This window comes from Colwellia sp. BRX8-9, from assembly GCF_014077245.1.
Taxonomy (GTDB): Bacteria; Pseudomonadota; Gammaproteobacteria; order Enterobacterales; family Alteromonadaceae; genus Colwellia_A.
The window spans coordinates 1-22,739 of the sequence record NZ_JACGVN010000037.1; the positions used below are offsets into that span (position 1 = coordinate 1).

Consider the following 22,739-nt stretch of genomic DNA (forward strand, 5'->3'; position numbering starts at 1 on the left):
AAAAGCTAAGCGCTTAAAAGAAGAAATAGCAGCCAAAAAAGCCGATGATTTACTCAAGAAAAAAGCAGCAGAGCGTAAACGTAAAGAGCAAGAAGCTCAAGAGCGTGCTCGACAGCAAGAAATGTTAGAGCAACAAATGGCTGAAGAAATGGCGGTTAGACAACAAGCCCGATATCAGCAAACAATGAGTGAGGTTGGTCGGTTTACCGCCCTTATAAGGCAAACCATTCAAGGAAACTTGATCACCGACCGCAGCACTATGGAAGGTAAGTCTTGTAAATTAACCATAAGTCTTGCACCATCAGGTTTTGTAACCAACGTTGTTATTGGCAAAGGGGACCAAGTAGTTTGTAGCGCTTCAAAGACGGCTATTTATAAAGCAGGGACATTACCTGTGTCTAAAGACCCCGAAGTATTTAAAGAAATGCGTACGATTAGCCTAACAGTGGTGCCTGAATTTTAATGGTTCAGTTTATATTCAATGAAAAATAACCCATGACTGAGAAAATAGTAAAATATATGAATAAATTTAAAGTAGCCTTCATTTTCTTTATCGTACTGATTTCAAATAGTGCATTTGCAACGCTTGAGATTGTCATTACCGAGGGTATTGATAGCGCTAGACCTATCGCTGTTGTACCTTTTAAATGGACAGGACTAGAGCCACTCCCAGAAAATATATCGTCTATTATTGGTGAAGACTTATTGCGCAGCGGTAAATTTAACCCGATAAAAAATAATCGTTTTCCACAAACACCATTTTCTGATCAAGACATTGATTATTCAGCTTGGGCAAATGAGGGCGTTGAAGCGGTTGTTGTTGGAGAAATTAATCAAATAGGTATTAGTCGTTACAAAATAAGCTACCAGCTGGTTGATGTTATTCGCGGGCAAATCACCGGTGGACAATCGCAAATGCTAAGCAATGGAGAATTGGTTCAAACTTCTGATCATATTTATGCTGAGGGTGCTTTTGAGATTAATGCTGACCAATTTCGTCGTTATGGACATCACATCAGTAATGTTATTTATGAAAAGTTAACCGGCAGTAAAGGTGCATTTTTAACCAAAATTGCTTATGTGATAGTGCGAGACCAAGGTGAATTTCCTTTTCAGTTAGTGATGGCTGATTATGACGGTGTTAATGAGCACGTTTTGTTGAGTTCTAAAGAGCCGTTAATGTCACCTTCATGGCATCCAAGTGGCAATCAGTTAGCGTACTCGACATTTGAGAATAACCAACAAAAAATATATATTATAGATATTTATACCGGAAAGCGTACTATGATCAGCGATCACCCTGGTATAAATAGTGCGCCACGTTGGTCACCCGATGGTAATCAACTTGCGATGATGTTATCTAAAGATGGCAATTCAGAGCTCTATGTTATGGAAGTAGCAACAAGAAAACTACGTCGTATCACCCGTCATCGAGCGATAGATGCAGAGCCAAGTTGGAGCCCTGATGGAAAATCATTAGTATTTAGTTCAGAACGGGGTGGTAAACCTCAGCTTTATCGCGTAAATTTAGTCGATGGTCGTGTTAAACGACTCACCTTTGATGGTGAAATGAACCTTGGTGGTTCAATTACACCTGACGGTCGCCAACTAATTATGGTGAACAGAACACGAGGGAATTATCATTTAGCTAAACAAGAGTTGGCGTCAGGAATTTTTCAAGTTCTGACTAAAACACGTTTAGATGAGTCGCCGAGCATAGCTCCAAATGGTGGCATGATAATCTACAGTACTTTACACAATAATAGGCAAGTGCTTAGTTTAGTATCTGTAGATGGAAGATTTAAAGCGCGCTTACCCGCGGCTGATGGTGAAGTAAAAGCACCTGCTTGGTCACCATTTTTATAAAAAATTAAACATTAATTTAAAACATAACTTTAGAAAAATAAGGACAATTATAATGCGTTTGAATAAAACTGTGAAAGCTCTTGCGATTGCTTTGCCAATTTTGGCTTTATCTGCTTGTAGTTCAAATTCAGAAACTGATGAACAAAGCAATGTAGCGACTAATGCTCAAGAGTCTTCAGTAATTGAAAATAATACTGCTGATGTTCAAGTAAGCGCCGTACAACGTGCCGCTGAAATTGAAGAGCAACAACGTCAAGCATTAGAAAAACTTCGTGCTGAGCACATCGTTTATTTTGATTTTGACACCTCTACAGTTAGCACTGAATTTTCTGCTATTTTAGATGCACATGCTAAATTTTTAAACAAAAGCTCAAGCATGAAAGTTTTAGTTGAAGGTCATGCCGATGAACGTGGTACGCCTGAATACAACATTGCTTTAGGCGAACGTCGTGCCAAAGCGGTAGTAACTTATTTAGAAAATATGGGTGTTTCATCTGCACAGCTAAGTGTTGTTAGCTACGGTGAAGAAAAGCCAATGATTAAAGACCGTAGTGAAAACGCATTTGCTAAAAATCGTCGTGCGGTATTAGTTTACTAATCAAGGATAGAAATGAAACTGAATAAATTTTTATTCGGGATGTCCTTTGCTGTTACTACCCTTGCGGTAGTGGCAGCAGAATCTGCTCCCGTTATAGATATAACCAAGACGGGTGCAATTAAAAGTAGCCCTTCGCAATACAATTCTTCAGTACCAGAGACAATGGCTGAGAAGTTGGTTAATCTTGAACGTAAACTTGATGCTCGTAATCGTGCCCAAGTCAAGGTGCAGCGACAGCTTGATGAACTTCAAAATGAAGTGAATGAATTACGTGGTGTTACTGAATTACATACTCATCAGCTTAGTCAAGTTTTGAATCGACAGCGTGAGTTATATCAAGAGCTTGACCGTAGGGTAACAGAAGCATTAAAACCTGAGAATAACGTTCCTGCGGCGATTATAGCCCCAGCAAAAGCCTCTTCAGACGCTTCAATAAATTATTCAACGAATTTAACTGAAAACCAAGCATATGACAGCGCGGTAAATTTAGTTTTAAAAGACAAACAATACGATAAAGCGATCCCTGAATTTCAAGCGTTTAATCGAAAGTTCCCAAATTCTAGTTATGCACCCAACGCACATTATTGGTTAGGACAGCTATTATTTAATAAAACTGAATACACCAAAGCAAAAAATGAATTTAATTTAGTGGTTGAACAATACCTCGACTCAAACAAGCGAAGCGATGCAATGTTGAAGTTGGCGATGGTTGAACAAAAGCTAAATAATAACGCAGCAGCAAAAATTTGGTATCAGAAAGTTCTCGCACAATACCCAGATTCAAGTGCGGCTCAACTAGCAAAACCTAGGTTAGAAAATTTATAACCAATAAAAGCGACGATAACTTACACTAACTGCCTTCTTTTTATGCAAGTAGTCAATTAATAAGAAATAAGTTGAATTTAAGGTTGCACTAAAAAAAATTATGAGTATTATATGCGTCGCGTTGAGGCACTAGTGCAACGCAGTGTGAATTAGCACTTATGTCGGCCGTTAGCTCAGTTGGTAGAGCAGTTGGCTTTTAACCAATTTGTCGAAGGTTCAAATCCTTCACGGCCGACCACTTCTTTATAATGTTTATTTCTTATAAAGAAAAAGAAGCACCTTGTAAGATTCGAAATTCATTTCGAAAAAAAGAAAATATGGCGGCCGTTAGCTCAGTTGGTAGAGCAGTTGGCTTTTAACCAATTTGTCGAAGGTTCAAATCCTTCACGGCCGACCAACTTCTTTCTTAACAAGTACAATGCAAAATTAGCATGTTAGTGATTTTTGCATTAGTTGATGATGATTCTCAACACCACAGTTTATATGTCGGCCGTTAGCTCAGTTGGTAGAGCAGTTGGCTTTTAACCAATTTGTCGAAGGTTCAAATCCTTCACGGCCGACCACTTCTTAAATAGTTAATTTCTAAATTTATAAGTCAGATAGTACAAAAACTAAAGCTGAGGCTTTTAACCGTTAGCCGATTAACTCGAAGGTTCAAATCCTTCACGGCCGACCACTTCTTAAATAGTTAATTTCTAAATTTATAAGTCAGATAGTACAAAAACTAAAGCTGAGGCTTTTAACCGTTAAGCCGATTAACTCGAAGGTTCAAATCCTTCACGGCCGACCACTTCTTAAATAATTAATTTCCAAATTTATAAGTCAGATAGTAAACAACAAAAAGCCGAGGCTTTTAACCGTTAAGCCGATTAGCTCGAAGGTTCAAATCCTTCACGGCCGACCACTTCTAAATTTATAAGTCAGATAGTACAAATACCAAAGCCGAGGCTTTTAACCGTTAAGCCGATTAACTCGAAGGTTCAAATCCTTCACGGCCGACCACTTCTAAATTTATAAGTCAGATAGTACAAATACCAAAGCCGAGGCTTTTAACCGTTAAGCCGATTAACTCGAAGGTTTAACCCCTTCACGGCCGACCACTTCTTAAATAGTTAATTTCTAAATTTATAAGTCAGATAGCAAACAACAAAAAGCCGATGCTTTTAAACGTTAAGCCGGTTGATTCCAAGGGTCAAATCTTTTATGGCCAAACACTGCTTAAAGTAAGTCCTTAAGGTAAACGCTTAACTTCAAGGCGATCCTTAATTAATATCTAATTCAAAAGTTACATGTTCAATAAAATACCATCCTGTATTATCTTGTTTTAATCTTTAATAGTTAAAAGTCTTATACACATCGCGATATCTATATCGTATAATTGCGTGGTATTTAAAGAGATAATCAGAGATAAATAATGTCGCAAAGTAATTTAGCCGTAGAATTTGATTTTCAATTTCCAGCGAAACCAGCTCCACTTTCAGATAATGAACGTAGCCAATATAAAGATCGTATTAAAACTTTATTGAAAGAGAAAAATGCGGTACTTATTGCTCATTATTATACCGATCCCGAAATTCAGGCTTTAGCTGAAGAAACGGGTGGCTGTGTCGCCGACTCTTTAGAAATGGCGCGCTTTGGCAACAATCATCCAGCAACAACGCTAATTATTGCTGGTGTTCGTTTTATGGGCGAAACCGCGAAAGTACTGACGCCTGAAAAGACCGTGGTTATGCCAACACTCGAAGCAACTTGTTCATTAGACTTAGGCTGCCCTATCGAAGAGTTCTCTGCTTTTTGTGACCAGCACCCTGACAGAACTGTTGTTGTGTATGCGAATACTTCAACGGCGGTAAAAGCTAGAGCGGATTGGATCGTTACCTCTTCTTGTGCGTTAGAAATTATTGAACACCTTGATGAGCAAGGTGAAAAAATTCTTTGGGGACCTGACCGTCATTTAGGCGCATACATTCAAAAGCAAACGGGTGCCGAAATGTTAATGTGGCAGGGTGCTTGTATCGTTCATGATGAATTTAAAAGCAAAGCGTTAAAGGATATGAAGGCTTTGCATCCAGATGCTGCCATTTTGGTGCACCCAGAGTCTCCTGCAGATGTTATTGAGCTTGCTGATGCTGTTGGTTCAACCAGCCAGCTAATTAAAGCTGCTCAAGTGATGCCCAATAAAAAGTTTATCGTCGCAACAGACCGTGGTATTTTTTATAAAATGCAGCAGCTATGCCCAGATAAAGAATTCTTTGAGGCACCAACAGCGGGTGAAGGCGCAACCTGTAAAAGTTGTGCTCATTGCCCATGGATGGCAATGAACGGTTTAAAAGAGATAGAAGACGCATTGCTTAATCCATTAGGCAGAGAAGTGTTTGTAGACATGAAACTTCGCGACGGTGCATTGAAGTCATTGGATCGCATGCTAACGTTTAACAACGCTTTAGCCAGTAAATAACCATTAAGGTGATTTTTTGCTGGTAAAGTAATCAGTTGGCCTCTTTTTATTAAAATTAAGTTGTGTTGGCTATTAAATTTACCTACCATAGCGCAACTTTATTTTATGGCATGTCTATAAGTTTAAAGTGTTTATAAAGTTATTTTTTTACGCAGTAGATTCTCTGAGTAGCGAGTCAAGACTTGTTTTAAAATGTCTTTAATAGATAAAATTATCATGCTAATTCATCTCAATAAAATTAGCCTGTTAGTGAAAAAATTGGTGAGCTGGCCGAGTGGCTGAAGGCGCACGCCTGGAAAGCGTGTAAAGGTTTATCCCTTTCGAGAGTTCGAATCTCTCGCTCACCGCCACATTAAAAAACGGACACTTCACTTGAAGTGTCCGTTTTTTTATACCTAAAAAAATAGCCCATCTTATATTCACCTATCTTCCTATAAATTAATCTCCTCAATATTCATGCTGATATAGGTGATAAATTATTTATGTTTATTAGACTTTTGTTCAAAATTATTAGTAAGAGGATTGTAGATAAATCACCATTGTTTAGGTTACTATCTTTGAGTATATGTAATTTTCCTTAAAAAAAGAGCAATAAATAATGGAACATGAACAGCACTTAGCGTTACTTGGCGCGTCAGCCCAAGGTGATAAACAAGCGTTTTCGAAACTTTATCAAGCGACCAGTAAACAGCTCTATGCAGTCTGTCTGAAAATGTTATCTAGGAAAGAATTAGCCGAAGAAGCTCTGCAAGAGGCTTATGTCCGCATTTGGCATAACGCGTCTGAATATAGAACGGGTAAAGGCACAGTGTTGACTTGGATGGTCAGCATAGTGCGTTATCGCGCACTAGACATTTTACGTTATCATAAAATTAGAAAAGAGGATGAACTCATTGAGAATGAAAGTTTTGATCTCGATACTAGTGAGAAAATAAGTGATTCAGAACAACTCTTACTCGACAAATGTTTACAGCAGTTAGATCTTCAACAACGACAAGCTATTTATTTAGCCTACTTCAATGGCTGTTCTCATCAAGAGGTGGTTAAACACCTAAATAACCCTTTGGGTACAATTAAAAGCTGGATAAGACGTGGTCTTATGAGCTTACAGAGTTGCTTAACACCATGAATTATCAATCTGAAAACCTCAAAAACGCCCTTGCAGCAGAATATGTGCTGGGTACTCTACGTGGCCCTGCTCGTCAGCGCTTTCAAAAATTGATGATGCAATTTCCACTGATCAGTGATGCAACTCAAACATGGGAGCAACACCTCAACGGCTTAGGGCAAAAAATTCCACCGGTTACCCCAGACATAGCTGTTTGGCAGCGTATCGAAGATCAATTAGGATTTGTAGCTGAGCCTATAAAAAGTAATGTTGTGGCAATAACTAAGTCTAAGCCTCGAGTTTGGCAAGGTATTGCGGGTTTAGCTTCAGCGGCTGCAATAGTGCTTGCTGTGTTGTTATTTAGCTTTCAACCGCCACTTCAGCCTGAGGTTCAACAACTTGCTTTAATGAGTAATGAACAAGCCGACTTATTATGGGCGCTAGAAATTGGTGCAGACACTATTAGCGTGCAAGCGACCAAGAAGTTAATAGCTAAGTCAGATGCTGATTATCAGTTATGGATAGTGGCAGCAGACGGTCGGCCTCCGATTTCTTTAGGCTTGCTACCTAAAAGTGGTAAGTTAGTTTTAAGTAAACCTCAGTTATTTGATCAGATTGAGATTGCGGCTTTAGCGGTTAGCTTAGAGCCATTAGGTGGTTCACCAAATGGTTCACCAACCACTGTCTTATATACTTCAGAACTGGTTATTCTTTAGTTACTCTTTATCTTTTACTGCGAATATTAAAAAGCGAAACGACAGTTTCGTTTTTTTTATCTGTTGTTTCATGCTGACAAAAGTCAATAATTTGTAAATATATTGTTTATATTAAATGGCAAATATTCGACATTCTATAATTTTATGACCTAGGCTTACCTTAGCTGTTGTTGATTAAGTTGACTAAGGCGACATGACCTAAAAAAAGTGCAACAACGCTATCCAATATAAAAAGTAAAAATAACACGATTTGAAACTATGGTTCGGCTGAATAATTATTAATTTGTAAATAAGTTATTTTTCTTGCATCCAATTCATAATCTCGATCGTTTAACTTAATGAGCTTTCAAGAAAGTAACCATTAAGAACTATAAATTATAAAGGAAACGTCATGAAAAAATTTAAATTAACACTAATTGTATCGGCAATAATGAGTGCAACTTTGTCTCAAGCTGTATCTGCATCAAGCCATCGTGAAGCGCCTAACGTCACACGTATGCCAACAGTCGACTCAACAGACTTTTATGCATTCAATAGTTATGAAGAAGGCCGTGGCAATTACGTCACACTCATCGCAAATTACATTCCTTTACAGGATGCTTATGGTGGACCTAACTATTTCGCTATGGACCCTGCTGCAACTTATGCGATTCATATTGATAACGATGGTGATGCTGTTGAAGATATAACCTTTACTTTTAATTTTAACCAGATGTTAGGCAACAATAATGCAGGTGTTGCTTTGATGGTTGGCGCTGAAGGAGAACAGAAATCTGTTGGTGTACCACTTAAAAATGTTGGCGGCATCAGTATGGCAGATAAAAGTGCGGCTAATTTCTCTGAAAGCTACATGGTTAATATGATTTCTGGTCCAATGCGAACGGGTACCAGTGCTGCTGTTACTAATAGTACTTCGGGTGGAGCAAGTTTTGCTAAGCCACTCGATTACATCGGTAACAAAACATTTACCAACGCTGAGCAGTATTCAGCTTATGCTAACAGCCATATATACTCAGCTGCTATACCTGGCTGTGATGCACCAGCAAAAGTATTTGTTGGTCAGCGTAAAGACGCATTTGCGGTTAATTTAGGTAAAGTTTTTGATTTAGTGAACTTTGTTCCTGTTGAGGGTGACAGTGCTCCTGGAGCAGGCGATGGCGATGGCTTCCCCGGTGGTATTACACAATCAGCAAGTAATGATGATTTAGCTGACAAAAATGTTACTAGTATCGCTATTGAAGTACCGACAGCTTGTTTAACAGGAACAGGTAATGGCGTTATCGGTAGTTGGACTACGGCAAGTTTGCCTCAGGCTAGAATTTTGAATCCTAATGCTAGCTTTGATAACACTGAAGTAAATGGTGGTGCATTGACGCAAGTTTCTCGTCTTGGCTCTCCTTTAGTGAATGAATTGGTTATTGGTTTGGCCGATAAAGATAAGTTCTCAAGTTCTCATCCAAGTGCAGATGGTCAGTTTGCTGATTATGTGACTCATCCAACGCTACCTGAACTGCTGAATATATTGTTTAAAGATGCAGTTAATACCACTTTAGGTGCAAATATCGAAACGTTGGCACCGACTAATTTCCCTAGGGTTGATTTAGTTACCGCATTTTTAACAGGTTTCCCAGGTGTTAATCAGTTATCAACAGTGACCGCAGCTGAAATGTTACGCTTAAATACTGGTATTGCAGCAGTGGCAGCCGATATGCAGTCATCGTTTGGTGTTGCTGGTGACGATTTAGCTGGCTTTCCAAATGGTCGCCGACCAGGAGATGATGTGGTAGATATTGCCCTTCGTGTTGTTATGGGTCGTTTATGTTACCCAATTCCTGTTAATGGCACAGATACAGATTTGGGCTTATGTGCACCAGAAGATGCAAGTGTAGGTAATGTACCCTTTACTGATGGTGCGCCAAGTAATGCCTCTATGATGGATACTAGCTTTCCATACTTAGCAACGCCTTTACCAGGCTCTAAATAAGGAACACTATTATGTTATATAGTAAACAAAATAAAGCATCTCATCTTAGTCAAGTCTTTAAGCTTAAAGGGGTCGTGTTAAGTTTAGCGGCCGCCATGCTAGTTTCAGGCTGTAATAATGATGTCGATGAGCTACCTATTACGAAAAACGCATCACCGACTACGATATCGGTCGACTTGATCACTCAAACAGAAACGCCTATCACTGACATGTTAAGCGCAAATGATGAAAATGGTGACACGTTGACTTTTAGCTTAGACCAAGAGCCGATGCTAGGAATGGTCACCATTGATAGTAATGGTAGTTTCACTTACCAGCCTAATGCTGAAGTGACAGGAAGTGACAGCTTTACTTTTACTGCCTCTGATGGAATTAATTATCCTGTTAGCGGTACAATCAATATTACGATTGAAGCGCTGGAAGTGTCATTTGCCAGTTATAGTCGTGCAGCTTTTAGTCAGCAACCAAGCGATAAACCCTTGGCCGTAAATGGTCGTGCGTTTATTCAAGATGTTGAGGAACCAGCAGCATACGACGACTTGATTCAACAGTAGAACCATCTTGACTGCGCCAAGGAAGGCGCCCTTTTATGGATAATGATATGCCAACACTTCGTTTTATTAGCCCCTTGTTATTTTTGGTTTTTATTGCCACTTCATCGCCTGTGCATTCAGAAAGTTATGTGCCCAAATCAAATCAAAGTATCGTTGCTAGCTGGACGGTACCTAAACCTGCACAACAGCCAAAGATTTTTATCGCCCAACTGCTCAATGACGCAAGTAAGCCTGGCTTAGCAAGTCGTTATTATGGCCGTGCTGGCGCTTTACTGAAACCCTTGTTGGTCGCTAACCCTAATGATCTAGAGCTACAATTTTATTCAGCAACCGTCTTACAGCATTACCATCAATTTAATCAGGCCCAACAATTACTGACTCAGATACTTCAATATCAGCCAGACAACGTCGCTGCTTGGTTAATGAAAGCCAATATACACATGGTACAAGGTGATCTTGACGCTGCGAAAAGTGCCTGTTTACAAGTATTGGGGCAGGGCAGTTTATTTGTCAGTAGCGCCTGCGTGCTAGAGGTTAGTGCTGAACAAGGCAAAGTTGCTCAAAGTTACCAACAGTTAAGAAATATCGTTAAGCTTGCGGGTGATATACCTATCGCCCAACAGGTATGGCTTAATCAAATTTTAGCTGATCTTGCTCACCGTCAGCAGCTAACACAACAAGCCATAGACCATTTGTCAGGCTACCCATTGAATCAGGCACCTGTTAGTTATTTAGCGCTGTGGGCGGATATTTATTTAGCACAACAACAAGGCCAAATTGTTTTAGAGACATTAGGACCTATCGTTGAAGCAAGTGATAGTTTTGATGATGCTTTGTTATTACGTTTGACCCTTGCCGAACAAATAACTAAGGCAACTAATGGCGTATGGCAGCAGCGACTAACCCAACGTATCGAAATACGTTTGCAACGAAATGATACCGCTCATGCTGCAGATATAGCTCAATATTATCTCGATATTGTTCCTAACCCTATTAAGGCGCTTTATTGGGCGAGAATTAATTGGCAACAAGCTAAGCTGGGCTCGGATGAACGCTTGCTCAAACGTGCTTTAGCATTTAAAGAATCACCTGATAAAAAGCCTCAGATTTAAGCTACACCTCAACACAATAAACCTTAATAAACCGTAAAAGTAGTGAGATAAAAATATGCAGCAGTGGTTAAAAATAGGGCTAATAAGCCTGTCGTTATTACTGGCCAATACTGTCGTCGCTCATCAATTGAGTACCAGTTACATTATTGCCGAAATCGACGACACCGGTCGTATCAGTGGCGAATGGCAATTGAGTTTGACTGATTTAGAATTAGCTGTTGGCTTGGATATAAATGCCAACGGTGAGTTAACCTGGGGAGAGGTCAAGAGTCGACAAGCTGAGATTGCTAGCTATTTGGCTGAGCATTTATTATTGAGTCGTGAAAATTTAAGGTGTAACTTACGTTTTGAGATTATGGAGCGTTTGCAAGATCATGCCAATGAAGCTTTCGCTGTTACTGATTTCTCAGGTCAGTGCCCAATCAGTGGCCCATTAGAAATTGCCTACAGCGCAATATTTTCTTTAGATAGTAGCCATGAGGTGGTTCTAAATATTGGTGATGGTAACCACTTACACAGTTTAGTGTTAGATGACAGCACTCGAAAAATCACCATAGATTTGAGCAAAGGTAGTGCCTGGACGACATTTACACAATTTGTTTATCAAGGTGTTGTACATATTTGGATCGGTATAGACCATATCCTGTTTTTGTTTGCCTTGTTATTGCCGGCGGTGCTACAGCGTAAAGATAAAAAGTGGCAAGCTATATCAAGTGTTAAAACTATTTTGACTAACACCGTATGGATCGTGAGTGCATTTACCTTGGCTCATTCGCTAACGTTAACAGCGACCGCCTTAGGCTGGTTAAGCCCAAGCAGTCGTTGGGTAGAGCTGGGCATTGCTTTATCGGTTTTATTTGCGGCGCTCAATAATATTTGGCCAGTGGTTTTACGTTTAGCTTGGTTAACCTTTGCCTTTGGTTTGCTGCACGGTATGGGGTTTGCTGGTGTCTTAGGAGAATTAGGCTTACCTGCGGATCAACAGTTACTGAGTATACTAGCCTTTAATCTTGGTGTTGAAATAGGTCAGTTAGCGATACTTGCTATTTTACTGCCGATATTAATTTTATTACGTAACACCACGTTTTATACAAGAGGTGTACTACCTGTTGGCTCTATATTAATTGCGATTATGGCCGTGCAATGGAGTGTAGAGCGCTGGTAAACTTAAAAATTATCGCTAATACAATCGCTTATAGCTCAAGTGATAGTTTTAAAGGATATGGGGTCATTCCAGCTATTAGGTTAAAGAGTTTATAGCTAAAAAAAAAGTATTGCGGGTGCAATACTTTTAACTCGCTACTTATTAAGGCTAGATTTATCATTCACGCCGCGGTAAATAGCGGCGTGAAATTTTAGCTAATCATCAGACTAGATCGAATCGATCAGCGTTCATCACACTCGCCCATGCTGTAACAAAATCAGCAACAAACTTCTCTTGGTTATCATCCTGCGCGTAAACTTCAGCATATGAACGAAGAATTGAGTTAGAACCAAAGATAAGGTCAACTCGTGTTGCTGTCCATTTTACTTCATTTGATTGACGATCGCGCATCTCATAAAGGTTATCACTAACAGGTTCCCACGTATAATTCATGTCTGTTAAATTAACAAAATAATCGTTAGAAAGTACACCTTCACGTTCGGTGAACACACCATGTTTTGTACCATCGTAGTTAGTGCCAAGCATACGCATACCACCAATTAACACGGTCATCTGATGCGCGGTAAGTCCCATTAACTGACTTCGGTCAAGCATTAGTTCTTCTGCGCTGACAACATAGTCAGCTTTTAGCCAGTTTCGATAAGCATCATGAGTGGGCTCTAGCACTTCGAAGGAGTCAATATCCGTCATTTCATCTGTTGCGTCGCCACGCCCTGGTGAAAAGGGTACAGTGACTTCAAAACCAGCCGCTTTTGCGGACTGTTCTATACCAACATTACCTGCCAAAACAATGACATCAGCGATACTTGCACCACTACTTGTGGCAATACTTTCTAGCACAGAAAGTACTTTGCTAAGGCGTGCTGGTTCGTTACCTTGCCAATCTTTTTGTGGAGCAAGGCGAATGCGTGCGCCGTTGGCACCACCGCGTTTGTCAGAGTTACGATAGGTTCGCGCACTATCCCAAGCGGTTGCAACCATTTCGCTGATACTTAAACCACTCGCTGCTATTTTATTTTTCAGTAAGTCAATATCATAACTCGTGGCTCCAGTGGGAACAGGGTCTTGCCAAATAAGGTCTTCTTGAGGGACTTCTTTACCGATATAACGTGCCTTTGGCCCCATATCGCGATGAGTGAGTTTGAACCATGCTCGTGCAAAAACGTCAGAAAAATATTCAGGATCCTTAGAGAAACGTTCTGAAATTTCACGGTACGCTGGATCCATTTTCATCGCCATATCGGCATCAGTCATAATAGGCGTTTGACGTGTAGTTGCATCTTCAACATCAACAGGCTTATGCTCTTCTTTAATATTTATTGGTTGCCACTGCCAAGCACCCGCTGGGCTCTTCTTTAATTCCCACTCGTGGTTAAGCAACATCGAAAAATAACCATTATCCCATTGAGTAGGATGTGTAGTCCATGCGCCTTCAATACCACTGGTGATGGTATCGCGACCAATGCCACGTTTGGTTTTATTGTTCCAACCTAAACCTTGTTCAGTAATATCTCCAGCTTCTGGCTCTGGTCCTATTTGCGAAGCGTCACCATTGCCGTGACATTTACCGACGGTATGACCACCGGCCGTTAAGGCAACCGTTTCTTCATCGTTCATCGCCATACGTTCAAACGTTACTCTAATATCATGCGCTGTTTTAAGGGGATCGGGCTTGCCGTCTACACCTTCAGGGTTAACATATATTAGCCCCATCATTACCGCAGCTAATGGGTTTTCTAAATCACGCTCACCAGAATAACGGCTGCCTTCTCCACCACTTGGTGCAAGCCATTCTTTTTCGGCGCCCCAATATGTGTCAATTTCTGGCTGCCAAATATCTTCACGACCAAAAGCGAAACCGAAGGTTTTTAACCCCATAGATTGATAAGCAACAGTGCCAGCGTAAGCAATTAAATCAGCCCAGCTAAGTTTGTTACCGTATTTCTTTTTGATAGGCCACAGCAAACGGCGGGCCTTATCTAAATTGGCGTTATCTGGCCAAGAATTTATTGGCGTAAAACGCTGATTGCCAGTCGCTGCACCACCGCGACCATCCGCGATACGATAGGTGCCGGCAGCATGCCAAGTCATACGGATCATTAGGCCACCATAGTGGCCCCAATCAGCAGGCCACCAGTCTTGACTATCTGTCATGAGGGCATGCATATCTGTTTTAAGAGCAGCCATATCAAGATCTTTCAGGGTTTCACGGTAATTATAATTCGCACCCATAGGATTAGTCTTACTGTCATGCTGATGAAGAATGTCAAGATTTAGTGCCTTTGGCCACCATCCCATATTGGACATACTGCTCTTTGTTGCACCGCCGTGCATTACTGGGCATTTGCCAGCTGTCGTTGTTGTTTTGTCATTCATATGCAATTTCCTTTCATTAATTGGGGCTGAGCTGTTAAAAGTTAGGATGAAAAAATACTAGATGATAATGCTAAGTGCTCACTTTGAATTACCAAGGATTATTAAAATACATCATAGTACATTCTTGATAAATTATGAGTTTTACTCACGTTAACGCATTCAACAACGTATCTCAATCTGTTCAGCTTTAATAGCTTAGTTTTGAAAAGTTAACAGATCAGTGAGTAAGTTAAGCGATATCAGTAATAGAAATTTATTATGTAACATTTATGTAATTTTTCTTAAATAAAAACTACATATTACTTCAACAATTCTGTCATTTAACCTTAGTAGCATAGCCGCAACTTTATTCTAATAATTTCTGCGGAGCAGACTAACATGCAAATAAATTCACTCTTTAAAATCAGTACGCTAGCTTGTGCCATTACTTTAGCCAGTTGTGGTGGTGGCGATATTAAACTTTCATCTCAAGTAGATAACTCAGTAGGCGATACAACCATCACTAACCCTGCTCCAACTGACCCAATTGTGACCGAATTACCGGGTAAGTCTAGTTCGGTGTTGGGCCAAGATGTTTCAACAGCTTTAGGTTTTGATGTTGCTGTACAAGTGCTTGATGGAAAAATTACTAGTGATATGACTTTAGTCGCCAGTGCTGATAGCAAGCCGGTATTTTATGCTATTAGTGGAGCTTTAGAAGTGATGGCAGGAACAACGCTAACCGTAGAGCCCGGCGTTGTTCTTTTTGGACAATCAGGTGGTGATTATGTCGTTGTGCACCGCGACGCAAAAATAATGGCAGAAGGCATAAAAACTAAACCTATTATTTTAACCTCACTGCAAGATGTTAAGGGTGAAGAAACAACAGCTGGTCAATGGGGTGGCGTAGTTATTTTAGGTAATGCTCCTTCAAATAAATGTCCTACTGATGGCAGTGAATGTGCCCTTCAAATTGAAGGAGCTGAAGAAGGTGCAGTCTTTGGTGGCTCAAACTGGGAAGACAATTCAGGTATTTTAAAATACCTTGTTGTTAAATATGCAGGGTTTGAAATTGCGCCTGACAACGAACTTAATGGTATAACGTTTGGTGGTGTTGGCTCAGGAACAACGGTTGATTATATTCAAGTACATTCAAATGCCGATGACGGCGTAGAATTTTTTGGCGGTGCGGTCAATGTTAAGCATTTAGTTTTAACGGCCAATAAAGATGACAGTATCGATTGGGACAATGGTTATAAAGGTATGCTGCAACATATTTATGTCGAACATGCTAAAAATGCCGGCGAAGCAAACCGTGGTATTGAAGGGGATAACGATGGTTCTACTCCTGATAAAGAGCCACAGTCAGCGCCAATTATCGCTAACTTGACGATTGTGGGTAATAACTTTGACAGTGCAGATAAAGACTCAGAAGGTATTTACTTACGCGAAGGAACCGCAGCAAAAATATTTAATACGGTGGTAACCGGCACCAGTGAAATGGGGGAATGTTTAGAAATTGAAGGTGGTGCAACGAGCTCTGTAACCGTTAATAATGCTAACAGTGGTAAAATTGTTATGCAAAACAGTGTTATGGCCTGTAGTAATAGTGAAAATTTCAAAAATGCTAAAGCGGAAGACGGTAGTGTCTTGCTTGACCTCGAAGCATGGTTCAGTGCAGAAGCATCCAACAGTATCAGTAGTTCTATTTTAATTAATGAAAACGGTATTCCCGATGCTAACTCACCACTCGTTGCTGATAATGCCGGACAAGATGTCGCTAATACACAAAATGCCTTTTTTGACTCCGTTGATTACATTGGCGCGTTTGACAGTGCTGACAACGCGGGTAACGATTGGCGTGAAGGTTGGGCCTTTGGTTACGGTGGTGGTGTAGTAACCGCTCAGGCAGAAACACAAGGTTGTCCGACAGGTACATCGGCAATTTCTTCAGTCAATGGCTCAAACATTACTTGTCAATTAAGCGGTGTTATTGCTAATAACTTAACGTTAACCGCTAATAATATTTATGCTCTAAACGGCGCTGTTTTTGTTGGTGGCGATAAAATTAACTCAGCAACACTGACGATTGAAGCCGGTACAACCATCTATGGTCGTTCAGGTAGCGATTACCTAGTGGTCAGTCGTGATTCAGAAATTCAAGCAAATGGCACAGCCTCAAAACCTATCACTTTTACGTCGAGTCAAGATTTGACTGGCGCTGAAACAGGTGCAGGTCAATGGGGTGGAATAGTGTTATTGGGTAATGCGACATCAAATAAATGTCCAACGGATGGCAGTGACTGTGCACTTCAAATTGAAGGTGCTCAAGATGGCGCAGTCTTTGGCGGCACAGACGATGCTGACAGCTCAGGTACATTACGTTATGTCGTTGTTAAGCATGCAGGTTATGAAATAGCACCAGACAACGAACTGAACGGGATAACATTTGGTGGTGTTGGCTCTGGTACCAAAGTCGAATATATTCAAGTACATGAAAATGCTGATGATGGTATCGAATTTTTTGGTGGCACGGTTAACCTTAAATACGTGGTCTTAACCTCTAATAAAGATGACAGCGTTGATTGGGATAATGGCTTTCGTGGCAACTTACAATACGTACTCGTTAAGCATGACCCACAAAATGGTGAAGCAAACCGTGGTATTGAAGGTGACAACGACGGCTCAACACCAAACAAACTACCACAATCAAACCCGAGTATTGCCAACATGACCATTATTGGTAATACATTTGACACTGCAGATAAAGACTCTGAAGGTGTTTATCTCCGAGAAGGCTCGAAAGCACAACTTCATAACTTTGTTGTTACTGGTCCTGCAGGCATGGGCGAATGTGTTGAGTTGGAAGCTGGCTTAACGGTAGATCAAGCAAAATCTGGTGATACGCTAATGAGCAACTCAGTTGTGGCTTGTGATGAAGCGTTTAAAGATTCTAAAGACTCTAGTGATGCAACCTTTGATTTAATGAGCTGGTTTATTAACGATAATACCGAAAACAGTACGGCTGCAAATACAAGTGCGGTATTAGAAGGCATTTTCACCATCGATACCACAACACCTAAAGACTTCACCGGTAACAGCTTTTTTGAAAATGCTGACCATGTCGGTGCAGTAACGAAAGCGAAAAACTGGACAGCAGGATGGACAGTAGGTCTTGAAGAATAATTAGACGTTGAAGGTGAACACTGTTTTTTCCAATAATCAGTGTTCGCTTTTTTATTTCAGCATAACTAATAAATACTCAATCAACCTAACTGATGCAAGCGATTAGCAAAGCAGTAAAAGCGTATCTAAAGCAAGCACAGAGACTCTATCGAGGTTAACGATGAACAAAAAATTAATGCATAGTGCCAAGCAAATCAAGGTAAACAAACCAAATAATTGTTTACGATTAAGTGGCTTAGCACTGGCGATAATAACAAGCCTAGCAGCGACATCAGCAGTAGCGGAGCAAACATCAGCAGAAGATGAAGCTATTGAAGAAGTTGTTGTTAAGGTAAGTCGATTAAAAGGTACGGCGAGCGCTATTATTGAAGAGCGTCGCAACCAAGCCTTTATCGCCGACATTTTAGGTGCAGAGCAAATTTCACGCACCGGTGACAGCGATGCCGCTGCCGCATTACGACGTGTTACCGGTGTGACATTAGTTGATGGTAAATTTATTTATGTACGTGGTTTAGGTGAACGTTACTCTAGTACACAGTTGAACGGTGCCGCCGTACCCAGCCCAGATCCAACACGTAGTGTTATACCTCTGGATTTATTTCCAGCGTCAATTATCGAGTCTTTATCGGTACAAAAATCCTACTCACCTTCAATGCCTGCGCATTTTGGTGGCGGTAATGTTGATATCCGTTTAAAAAGTATTCCAACAGATTTCCTTTTTAATATCTCTGGTAATTTAGGTGGCAATAGCGAAAATTTTGACGATGGTTACAGCTACAAGGGTGGCAGTGATGATTGGCGTGGCCAAGATGATGGCACTCGCACCGCACCCAAAACATTACAAAAATTATGGAAAAATTACAGTCCATTAAAAAATATTAGTCAAGATGAAAACCGTGCAATAGCCGCGCAGCTTAATCGTGATTACGATCCAGTTAAAGAAAATATCGCCCCAGATTTTGGTCTTGATATTGCGCTCGGTGATAAATTTGAACAGGGTAAATATCGCTGGGGTTATTTAACCTCTTTATCTTATGACAACGAATGGCAAGTAAGTGAATTATACGAAGGTCAAGATTTTCGTAATAACACCGATGATTCATGGAGTTTAGTACGAGGTTTTGACCAAGTTACCTCAACGGAACATTCAGTAAAATGGTCTGGACTGCTGAACTTAGGTGTAGAGTATGACCGAGATCATCGCCTTGATTACAGTTTCATTGTGCTACGTGATACCGCCGACGAAATAAAAGACAAACTGGGTAATACTAACAATGTATTACTCAGTGATGGTTTGCGCATTCGAGACAGTGACGTTAGCTACGAAGAGCGCGAAATGATCGCTAATCAGGTTCGTGGTACTCACAATCTGCCATGGTTGTGGAACATAGGTTTTGATTGGAAATATTCAGACGCTCGTTCAAGTCGTTACGCACCGGGTAATGTTTCTACGCGCTACATACTCAGTGATGAAAACGAAGATGGTACTTTTGATCTTACTAACGAAAGTAGTTTACGTAAGGCTTCAACCGCTACCCGTTATTCTTTTCAGGACTTGGAAGATAAAGTAGAAAACAGCGGTTTTAACCTATCTTTACCCATAACTTTTTCGCAATCAGAACTAGAGCTTAAGTTCGGTGGTGATTTTATTGAAAAAACCCGTGACGCTTTTTCCAGACGTATCGATGTTAATACCTTAGCCTTTGAAGAACTGAGTCTTAGTGGTAATAAAATGAATGATATTTTAACAGACGATATTATTCTTAATCAGCCATTACAAGGCAGTGAAACGGTTATACGTGACACCTCTGTAATGGGCGATGACTATTATTCAGCACAAATGACCGATGCTTACTACTTTGAGGCAGATTGGTTTATTGACAATACTTGGCGTATCAGTGGCGGCTTTCGCTGGGAAGATTACCGTCAAGTCGTCGCACCTTTAGATCCCGCAACCGGTCGTTTTGATTTACCACCACAACCAACAGAAGAAGATTTATCGAAATTAGCCTTTCAAGAAGATGATATATACTCGGCGTTAGCGCTTACTTACATGATGAGTGAAGCTGTTCAGTTTCGTTTATCTTATGGTGAAACCACAATACGCCCAGATATTCGCGAGGTTGCGCCATCAACTTACCTTGACCCGCTAACTGGATACCCTATTCGAGGCACTGCTGGTATAGAAACCACGGATATTAAAAACTACGATCTACGTTGGGAATGGTACTTAGATACGGGAGAAAACTTGTCAGTAGGGTTATTCTACAAAGATATGATAAATCCGATTGAATCAGTACAATCACCAGGCCAAGATGGCCCTCCGCTTATCGTTATTGCTAATGCAGACGACGGCGAAGTTTATGGTATTGAGCTAGAGTTTATGAAAGATTTTGCCTTTTTGGGTGATTTTGCTGGTATGAATGGTAACGACTTTTTCTTATCAGGTAACGTAACCTTAAGTGACTCTGAAATAAACATCAACACGCAACGCGTTGTTGAGCAAACTGGGGTTTCTGCCGCGATTACTAATCCGACGCGTCGAATGACTGGCCACTCGCAATATGTGGTTAATCTCAATTTAGGTTATGATGCGCCAAATGGTAATCACTCGGTGACAATGGCTTATAATGTCTTTGGTGAACGTATTATTATCCCAGGTATTGAAGAGCAAGATGATAAGTATGAGCAACCTTTTCATTCACTTGATATGGTATATACCTACTATCCTACCTATTCAACAACGTTAAAATTCAAAGTACAAAACCTACTTGATGAAAGTAAAGAAATAGAGTTTTCTGATACTTTATTTCGTAGTGAAACGAAAGGCATTGCTTTTGATGTTTCCTTTAAATGGGATTTTGATTAGTTAGTTAAATTATTGCTGGCGTTTTACAACCCTGCAAATAGATGAATTGAGACCACCCCAAATTATTATTAGTTAAAGGAGTGGTCTTGTTATTTTTATCATAATAACTGCCCGTAAATTTGAGCTAGATTAAAAACATTATTGTCTTGATATGACTTGATAGATCACTTAACCGGCTCTTTCTTTAGCTATAGTGCCTAAGGTTGGCGAGGCAATTATTAATTCATCAACTAATTCACCTAATACTTTTCTCGGCAATTTTTTAATAATCATTTCACCGACATCATTAGCGTTGCTTGCTGCAGCAAAAAATAATATATTTTTACCGTTACAGGTTATTTCATCAAAAATAGAGCGTATTTTTATACGTTGTGCTTTTAATAAAGAGCGGAATCTCCTCTTATCGTCAGCCGCGACATACTCACAAATGTTTTGAGCCATATTATAGGCCATGACCTTGGGTGAGTACGATTGTGTTATTAATAGTAATATTATTGAGGCGATGCCCGCTGCTTTATATCTCATCATTAATTTATTCCTCAAAGCGTCACTTATTAATTTCATCAGTTTATCTAAGTGTAGCTATTAATTTTTTTATTACATTATGATTTTTTTATTTTGTTAAGTTATTAAAGATAATTGGATTTTGTCTTTTGGTTGAGACTCTAAAGGCGAAGCTTTCTGTTAAAAGCTATGTGGAGAAAAGAAATGATTTGCTACTACGAATAAAAATAGTGGTTAGCGCCTTTTTAAAGATCTAAAAGGAAAAAATGACTAATGGCTTGAGCGCAATTATTTTCTCTTCAAGTATTGTTAAGTGAATAACATTTTTAAATTAGAATAATATTCTTTAGTATTCCGTCTAAAATTCTTGATTTTTTGGTCTGAATGGCCAATTGTTTTGGTAAAATATAGTAATAAATAAGTGAAATGTGTTAATTTTGTAACATAGAGATATTTAATAATAAGCGTGGAAAGTGGCATTATGGTAAGAGTTTTTAATTACAAAATAATTTCTGTTTTAATGATTCTTAGTTCCTTTGCCTGTAAAGCAAGCAATACAAACTTTCTAGTGATTGATGTCGATAACAAACCATTGTCTAATATAGTCGTTTTCGCTGAGCCAGAAATAAAACCTACCGTGGCAGAGAGTACTTTGTCGGTTCCTTATACTGCTATTATGGATCAAGTTAATCGACAATTTTCCCCCCACATCCTAGTCGTTAATAAAAATACTAACATTGATTTTCCCAATTCAGACAGAATAAAACATCATGTTTATTCCTTTTCACCAGCGAAAACTTTTGAAATACAACTATACCGTGAGAAAAAATTAGACCCTCGTTTGTTTGATAAAGTTGGAGAAGTGATCCTAGGCTGCAACATACATGACTGGATGGTTGGTTATGTTTATGTTGTTGATACCCCTTGGTTTGGCAAAACTGATGGTGAGGGTAATATTAATTTAGCACTCCCAGATGGAAAATACACACTGAAAATATGGCATCCATTACTCCAAGAGGCTGATCAATCTTTTACTCAAAAAATAACGGTTTCTAGTCATACGAATATCACCATTAATGTAAAAGAGACGATGAAGCCTAGATATGCAGCCTATGAAGATGATGATGAATTAGATGACTATTAATTTGAAATCATTACAAAATCGTATTTTAGTACGATTTATATTTTTATTGATGATTTAGTCGCACTAGTAGTCAAGATTTTCGAGCCGTTTTTTGATATAAATAATATACAATTAGATGTCTCGGCCAGTATGGCAATAGCAGTATATCCAGAAGACTCTATTAAAGCTGATGGCCTAATGCAATTTTCTGATATCGCTTTTTACGTTTGTAAAGATAAGTACAATATCTATAAATTATGGTGCTTGAACTTATTACAAGTAATGAAGATAGTATTATTATTAAATCGATCACTGA

16 protein-coding genes and 4 tRNA genes are annotated in these 22,739 nt (G+C 39.6%); 18 read left to right on the forward strand and 2 right to left on the reverse strand.

Annotated elements, in window-relative coordinates; translation table 11 throughout:
- The 15 genes from tolA to H4J70_RS19630 form a co-directional block, all read left to right on the forward strand.
- Window positions 1-463: cell envelope integrity protein TolA (gene tolA, locus H4J70_RS19560; RefSeq protein ID WP_182251752.1), on the forward strand; the 463-nt coding region annotated here is incomplete at its 5' end.
- Window positions 464-519: 56 nt separating this feature from the next.
- Window positions 520-1,866, forward strand: a complete 1,347-nt coding sequence (gene tolB / locus H4J70_RS19565; protein WP_182218105.1) for a Tol-Pal system beta propeller repeat protein TolB — start codon at window positions 520-522, stop codon at window positions 1,864-1,866.
- Between the two features lie 52 nt (window positions 1,867-1,918).
- On the forward strand, window positions 1,919-2,464 hold the full coding sequence (gene pal / locus H4J70_RS19570; RefSeq protein ID WP_070376300.1) for a peptidoglycan-associated lipoprotein Pal: 546 nt from the start codon (window positions 1,919-1,921) through the stop codon (window positions 2,462-2,464).
- A gap of 12 nt (window positions 2,465-2,476) precedes the next feature.
- The gene (gene ybgF / locus H4J70_RS19575) at window positions 2,477-3,289 is read left to right on the forward strand and encodes a tol-pal system protein YbgF (protein ID WP_182218107.1); all 813 of its coding nucleotides are present in this window, start codon (window positions 2,477-2,479) and stop codon (window positions 3,287-3,289) included.
- A gap of 162 nt (window positions 3,290-3,451) precedes the next feature.
- A tRNA-Lys gene (locus H4J70_RS19580) sits at window positions 3,452-3,527 on the forward strand.
- Window positions 3,528-3,610: 83 nt separating this feature from the next.
- Window positions 3,611-3,686: transfer RNA gene (locus tag H4J70_RS19585), tRNA-Lys, on the forward strand.
- Window positions 3,687-3,776: 90 nt separating this feature from the next.
- A tRNA-Lys gene (locus H4J70_RS19590) sits at window positions 3,777-3,852 on the forward strand.
- An 851-nt stretch (window positions 3,853-4,703) separates the two neighbouring features.
- Complete coding sequence (nadA, locus tag H4J70_RS19595; protein WP_182243890.1) at window positions 4,704-5,747, forward strand: quinolinate synthase NadA; 1,044 nt, start codon at window positions 4,704-4,706, stop codon at window positions 5,745-5,747.
- Between the two features lie 260 nt (window positions 5,748-6,007).
- Window positions 6,008-6,097 (forward strand) — tRNA-Ser (locus H4J70_RS19600).
- Window positions 6,098-6,345: 248 nt separating this feature from the next.
- A complete protein-coding gene (locus tag H4J70_RS19605) occupies window positions 6,346-6,876 on the forward strand; it encodes a sigma-70 family RNA polymerase sigma factor (RefSeq protein ID WP_182218111.1) in 531 nt (176 codons plus the stop codon).
- Entirely contained in the window at window positions 6,873-7,571 is a 699-nt protein-coding gene (locus tag H4J70_RS19610) for an anti-sigma factor domain-containing protein (RefSeq protein ID WP_182218112.1), read from the forward strand. The genes H4J70_RS19605 and H4J70_RS19610 overlap by 4 nt, the downstream gene beginning before the upstream one ends.
- Before the next feature lie 430 nt (window positions 7,572-8,001).
- Window positions 8,002-9,555: a DUF4331 domain-containing protein gene (locus tag H4J70_RS19615; RefSeq protein ID WP_404842435.1), complete on the forward strand. Its 1,554-nt coding sequence runs from the start codon at window positions 8,002-8,004 to the stop codon at window positions 9,553-9,555.
- Window positions 9,556-9,566: 11 nt separating this feature from the next.
- Window positions 9,567-10,109, forward strand: coding sequence for an Ig-like domain-containing protein (locus tag H4J70_RS19620; RefSeq protein WP_182218116.1), 543 nt, complete (start codon window positions 9,567-9,569; stop codon window positions 10,107-10,109).
- A gap of 35 nt (window positions 10,110-10,144) precedes the next feature.
- Window positions 10,145-11,221, forward strand: coding sequence for a lipopolysaccharide assembly protein LapB (locus H4J70_RS19625; protein ID WP_182218118.1), 1,077 nt, complete (start codon window positions 10,145-10,147; stop codon window positions 11,219-11,221).
- A 55-nt stretch (window positions 11,222-11,276) separates the two neighbouring features.
- Window positions 11,277-12,386, forward strand: a complete 1,110-nt coding sequence (locus H4J70_RS19630) for a HupE/UreJ family protein (RefSeq protein WP_070376319.1) — start codon at window positions 11,277-11,279, stop codon at window positions 12,384-12,386.
- A gap of 201 nt (window positions 12,387-12,587) precedes the next feature.
- On the opposite strand, the gene katG is transcribed toward H4J70_RS19630, so the two are convergent.
- The gene (gene katG / locus H4J70_RS19635) at window positions 12,588-14,762 is read right to left on the reverse strand and encodes a catalase/peroxidase HPI (protein ID WP_182218131.1); all 2,175 of its coding nucleotides are present in this window, start codon (window positions 14,760-14,762) and stop codon (window positions 12,588-12,590) included.
- Window positions 14,763-15,140: 378 nt separating this feature from the next.
- On the opposite strand from katG, the gene H4J70_RS19640 reads away from it, so the two are divergent.
- Window positions 15,141-17,927 (forward strand): hypothetical protein, encoded by a 2,787-nt coding sequence (locus H4J70_RS19640; RefSeq protein ID WP_070376321.1) that lies wholly within the window; start codon window positions 15,141-15,143, stop codon window positions 17,925-17,927.
- A 175-nt stretch (window positions 17,928-18,102) separates the two neighbouring features.
- Window positions 18,103-20,796 carry a TonB-dependent receptor domain-containing protein gene (locus H4J70_RS19645; RefSeq protein ID WP_182251756.1) on the forward strand — a complete coding sequence of 898 codons (2,694 nt, stop codon included), beginning with the start codon at window positions 18,103-18,105 and terminating at the stop codon, window positions 20,794-20,796.
- Window positions 20,797-20,964: 168 nt separating this feature from the next.
- On the opposite strand, the gene H4J70_RS19650 is transcribed toward H4J70_RS19645, so the two are convergent.
- The gene (locus tag H4J70_RS19650) at window positions 20,965-21,324 is read right to left on the reverse strand and encodes a DUF3718 domain-containing protein (protein ID WP_182231074.1); all 360 of its coding nucleotides are present in this window, start codon (window positions 21,322-21,324) and stop codon (window positions 20,965-20,967) included.
- 496 nt (window positions 21,325-21,820) lie between these two features.
- Here H4J70_RS19650 and H4J70_RS19655 point away from each other — a divergent pair, with 496 nt between their 5' ends.
- Complete coding sequence (locus tag H4J70_RS19655) at window positions 21,821-22,444, forward strand: methylamine utilization protein (RefSeq protein ID WP_182243839.1); 624 nt, start codon at window positions 21,821-21,823, stop codon at window positions 22,442-22,444.
- The last annotated feature ends 295 nt before the right edge of the window (window positions 22,445-22,739 follow it).

Excerpts from the sequence above, each read along its gene's own strand:
- H4J70_RS19625 (WP_182218118.1), top strand. The coding sequence starts at position 10,145 with ATGGATAATGATATGCCAACACTTCGTTTTATTAGCCCCTTGTTATTT.
- H4J70_RS19645 (WP_182251756.1), top strand. The coding sequence starts at position 18,103 with ATGCATAGTGCCAAGCAAATCAAGGTAAACAAACCAAATAATTGTTTA.
- H4J70_RS19620 (WP_182218116.1), top strand. The coding sequence starts at position 9,567 with ATGTTATATAGTAAACAAAATAAAGCATCTCATCTTAGTCAAGTCTTT.
- H4J70_RS19610 (WP_182218112.1), top strand. The coding sequence starts at position 6,873 with ATGAATTATCAATCTGAAAACCTCAAAAACGCCCTTGCAGCAGAATAT.
- H4J70_RS19650 (WP_182231074.1), bottom strand. The coding sequence starts at position 21,324 with ATGATGAGATATAAAGCAGCGGGCATCGCCTCAATAATATTACTATTA.
- H4J70_RS19630 (WP_070376319.1), top strand. The coding sequence starts at position 11,277 with ATGCAGCAGTGGTTAAAAATAGGGCTAATAAGCCTGTCGTTATTACTG.
- katG (WP_182218131.1), bottom strand. The coding sequence starts at position 14,762 with ATGAATGACAAAACAACAACGACAGCTGGCAAATGCCCAGTAATGCAC.
- nadA (WP_182243890.1), top strand. The coding sequence starts at position 4,704 with ATGTCGCAAAGTAATTTAGCCGTAGAATTTGATTTTCAATTTCCAGCG.
- H4J70_RS19655 (WP_182243839.1), top strand. The coding sequence starts at position 21,821 with ATGATTCTTAGTTCCTTTGCCTGTAAAGCAAGCAATACAAACTTTCTA.
- tolB (WP_182218105.1), top strand. The coding sequence starts at position 520 with ATGAATAAATTTAAAGTAGCCTTCATTTTCTTTATCGTACTGATTTCA.
- ybgF (WP_182218107.1), top strand. The coding sequence starts at position 2,477 with ATGAAACTGAATAAATTTTTATTCGGGATGTCCTTTGCTGTTACTACC.
- H4J70_RS19640 (WP_070376321.1), top strand. The coding sequence starts at position 15,141 with ATGCAAATAAATTCACTCTTTAAAATCAGTACGCTAGCTTGTGCCATT.
- H4J70_RS19605 (WP_182218111.1), top strand. The coding sequence starts at position 6,346 with ATGGAACATGAACAGCACTTAGCGTTACTTGGCGCGTCAGCCCAAGGT.
- H4J70_RS19615 (WP_404842435.1), top strand. The coding sequence starts at position 8,002 with ATGAGTGCAACTTTGTCTCAAGCTGTATCTGCATCAAGCCATCGTGAA.
- pal (WP_070376300.1), top strand. The coding sequence starts at position 1,919 with ATGCGTTTGAATAAAACTGTGAAAGCTCTTGCGATTGCTTTGCCAATT.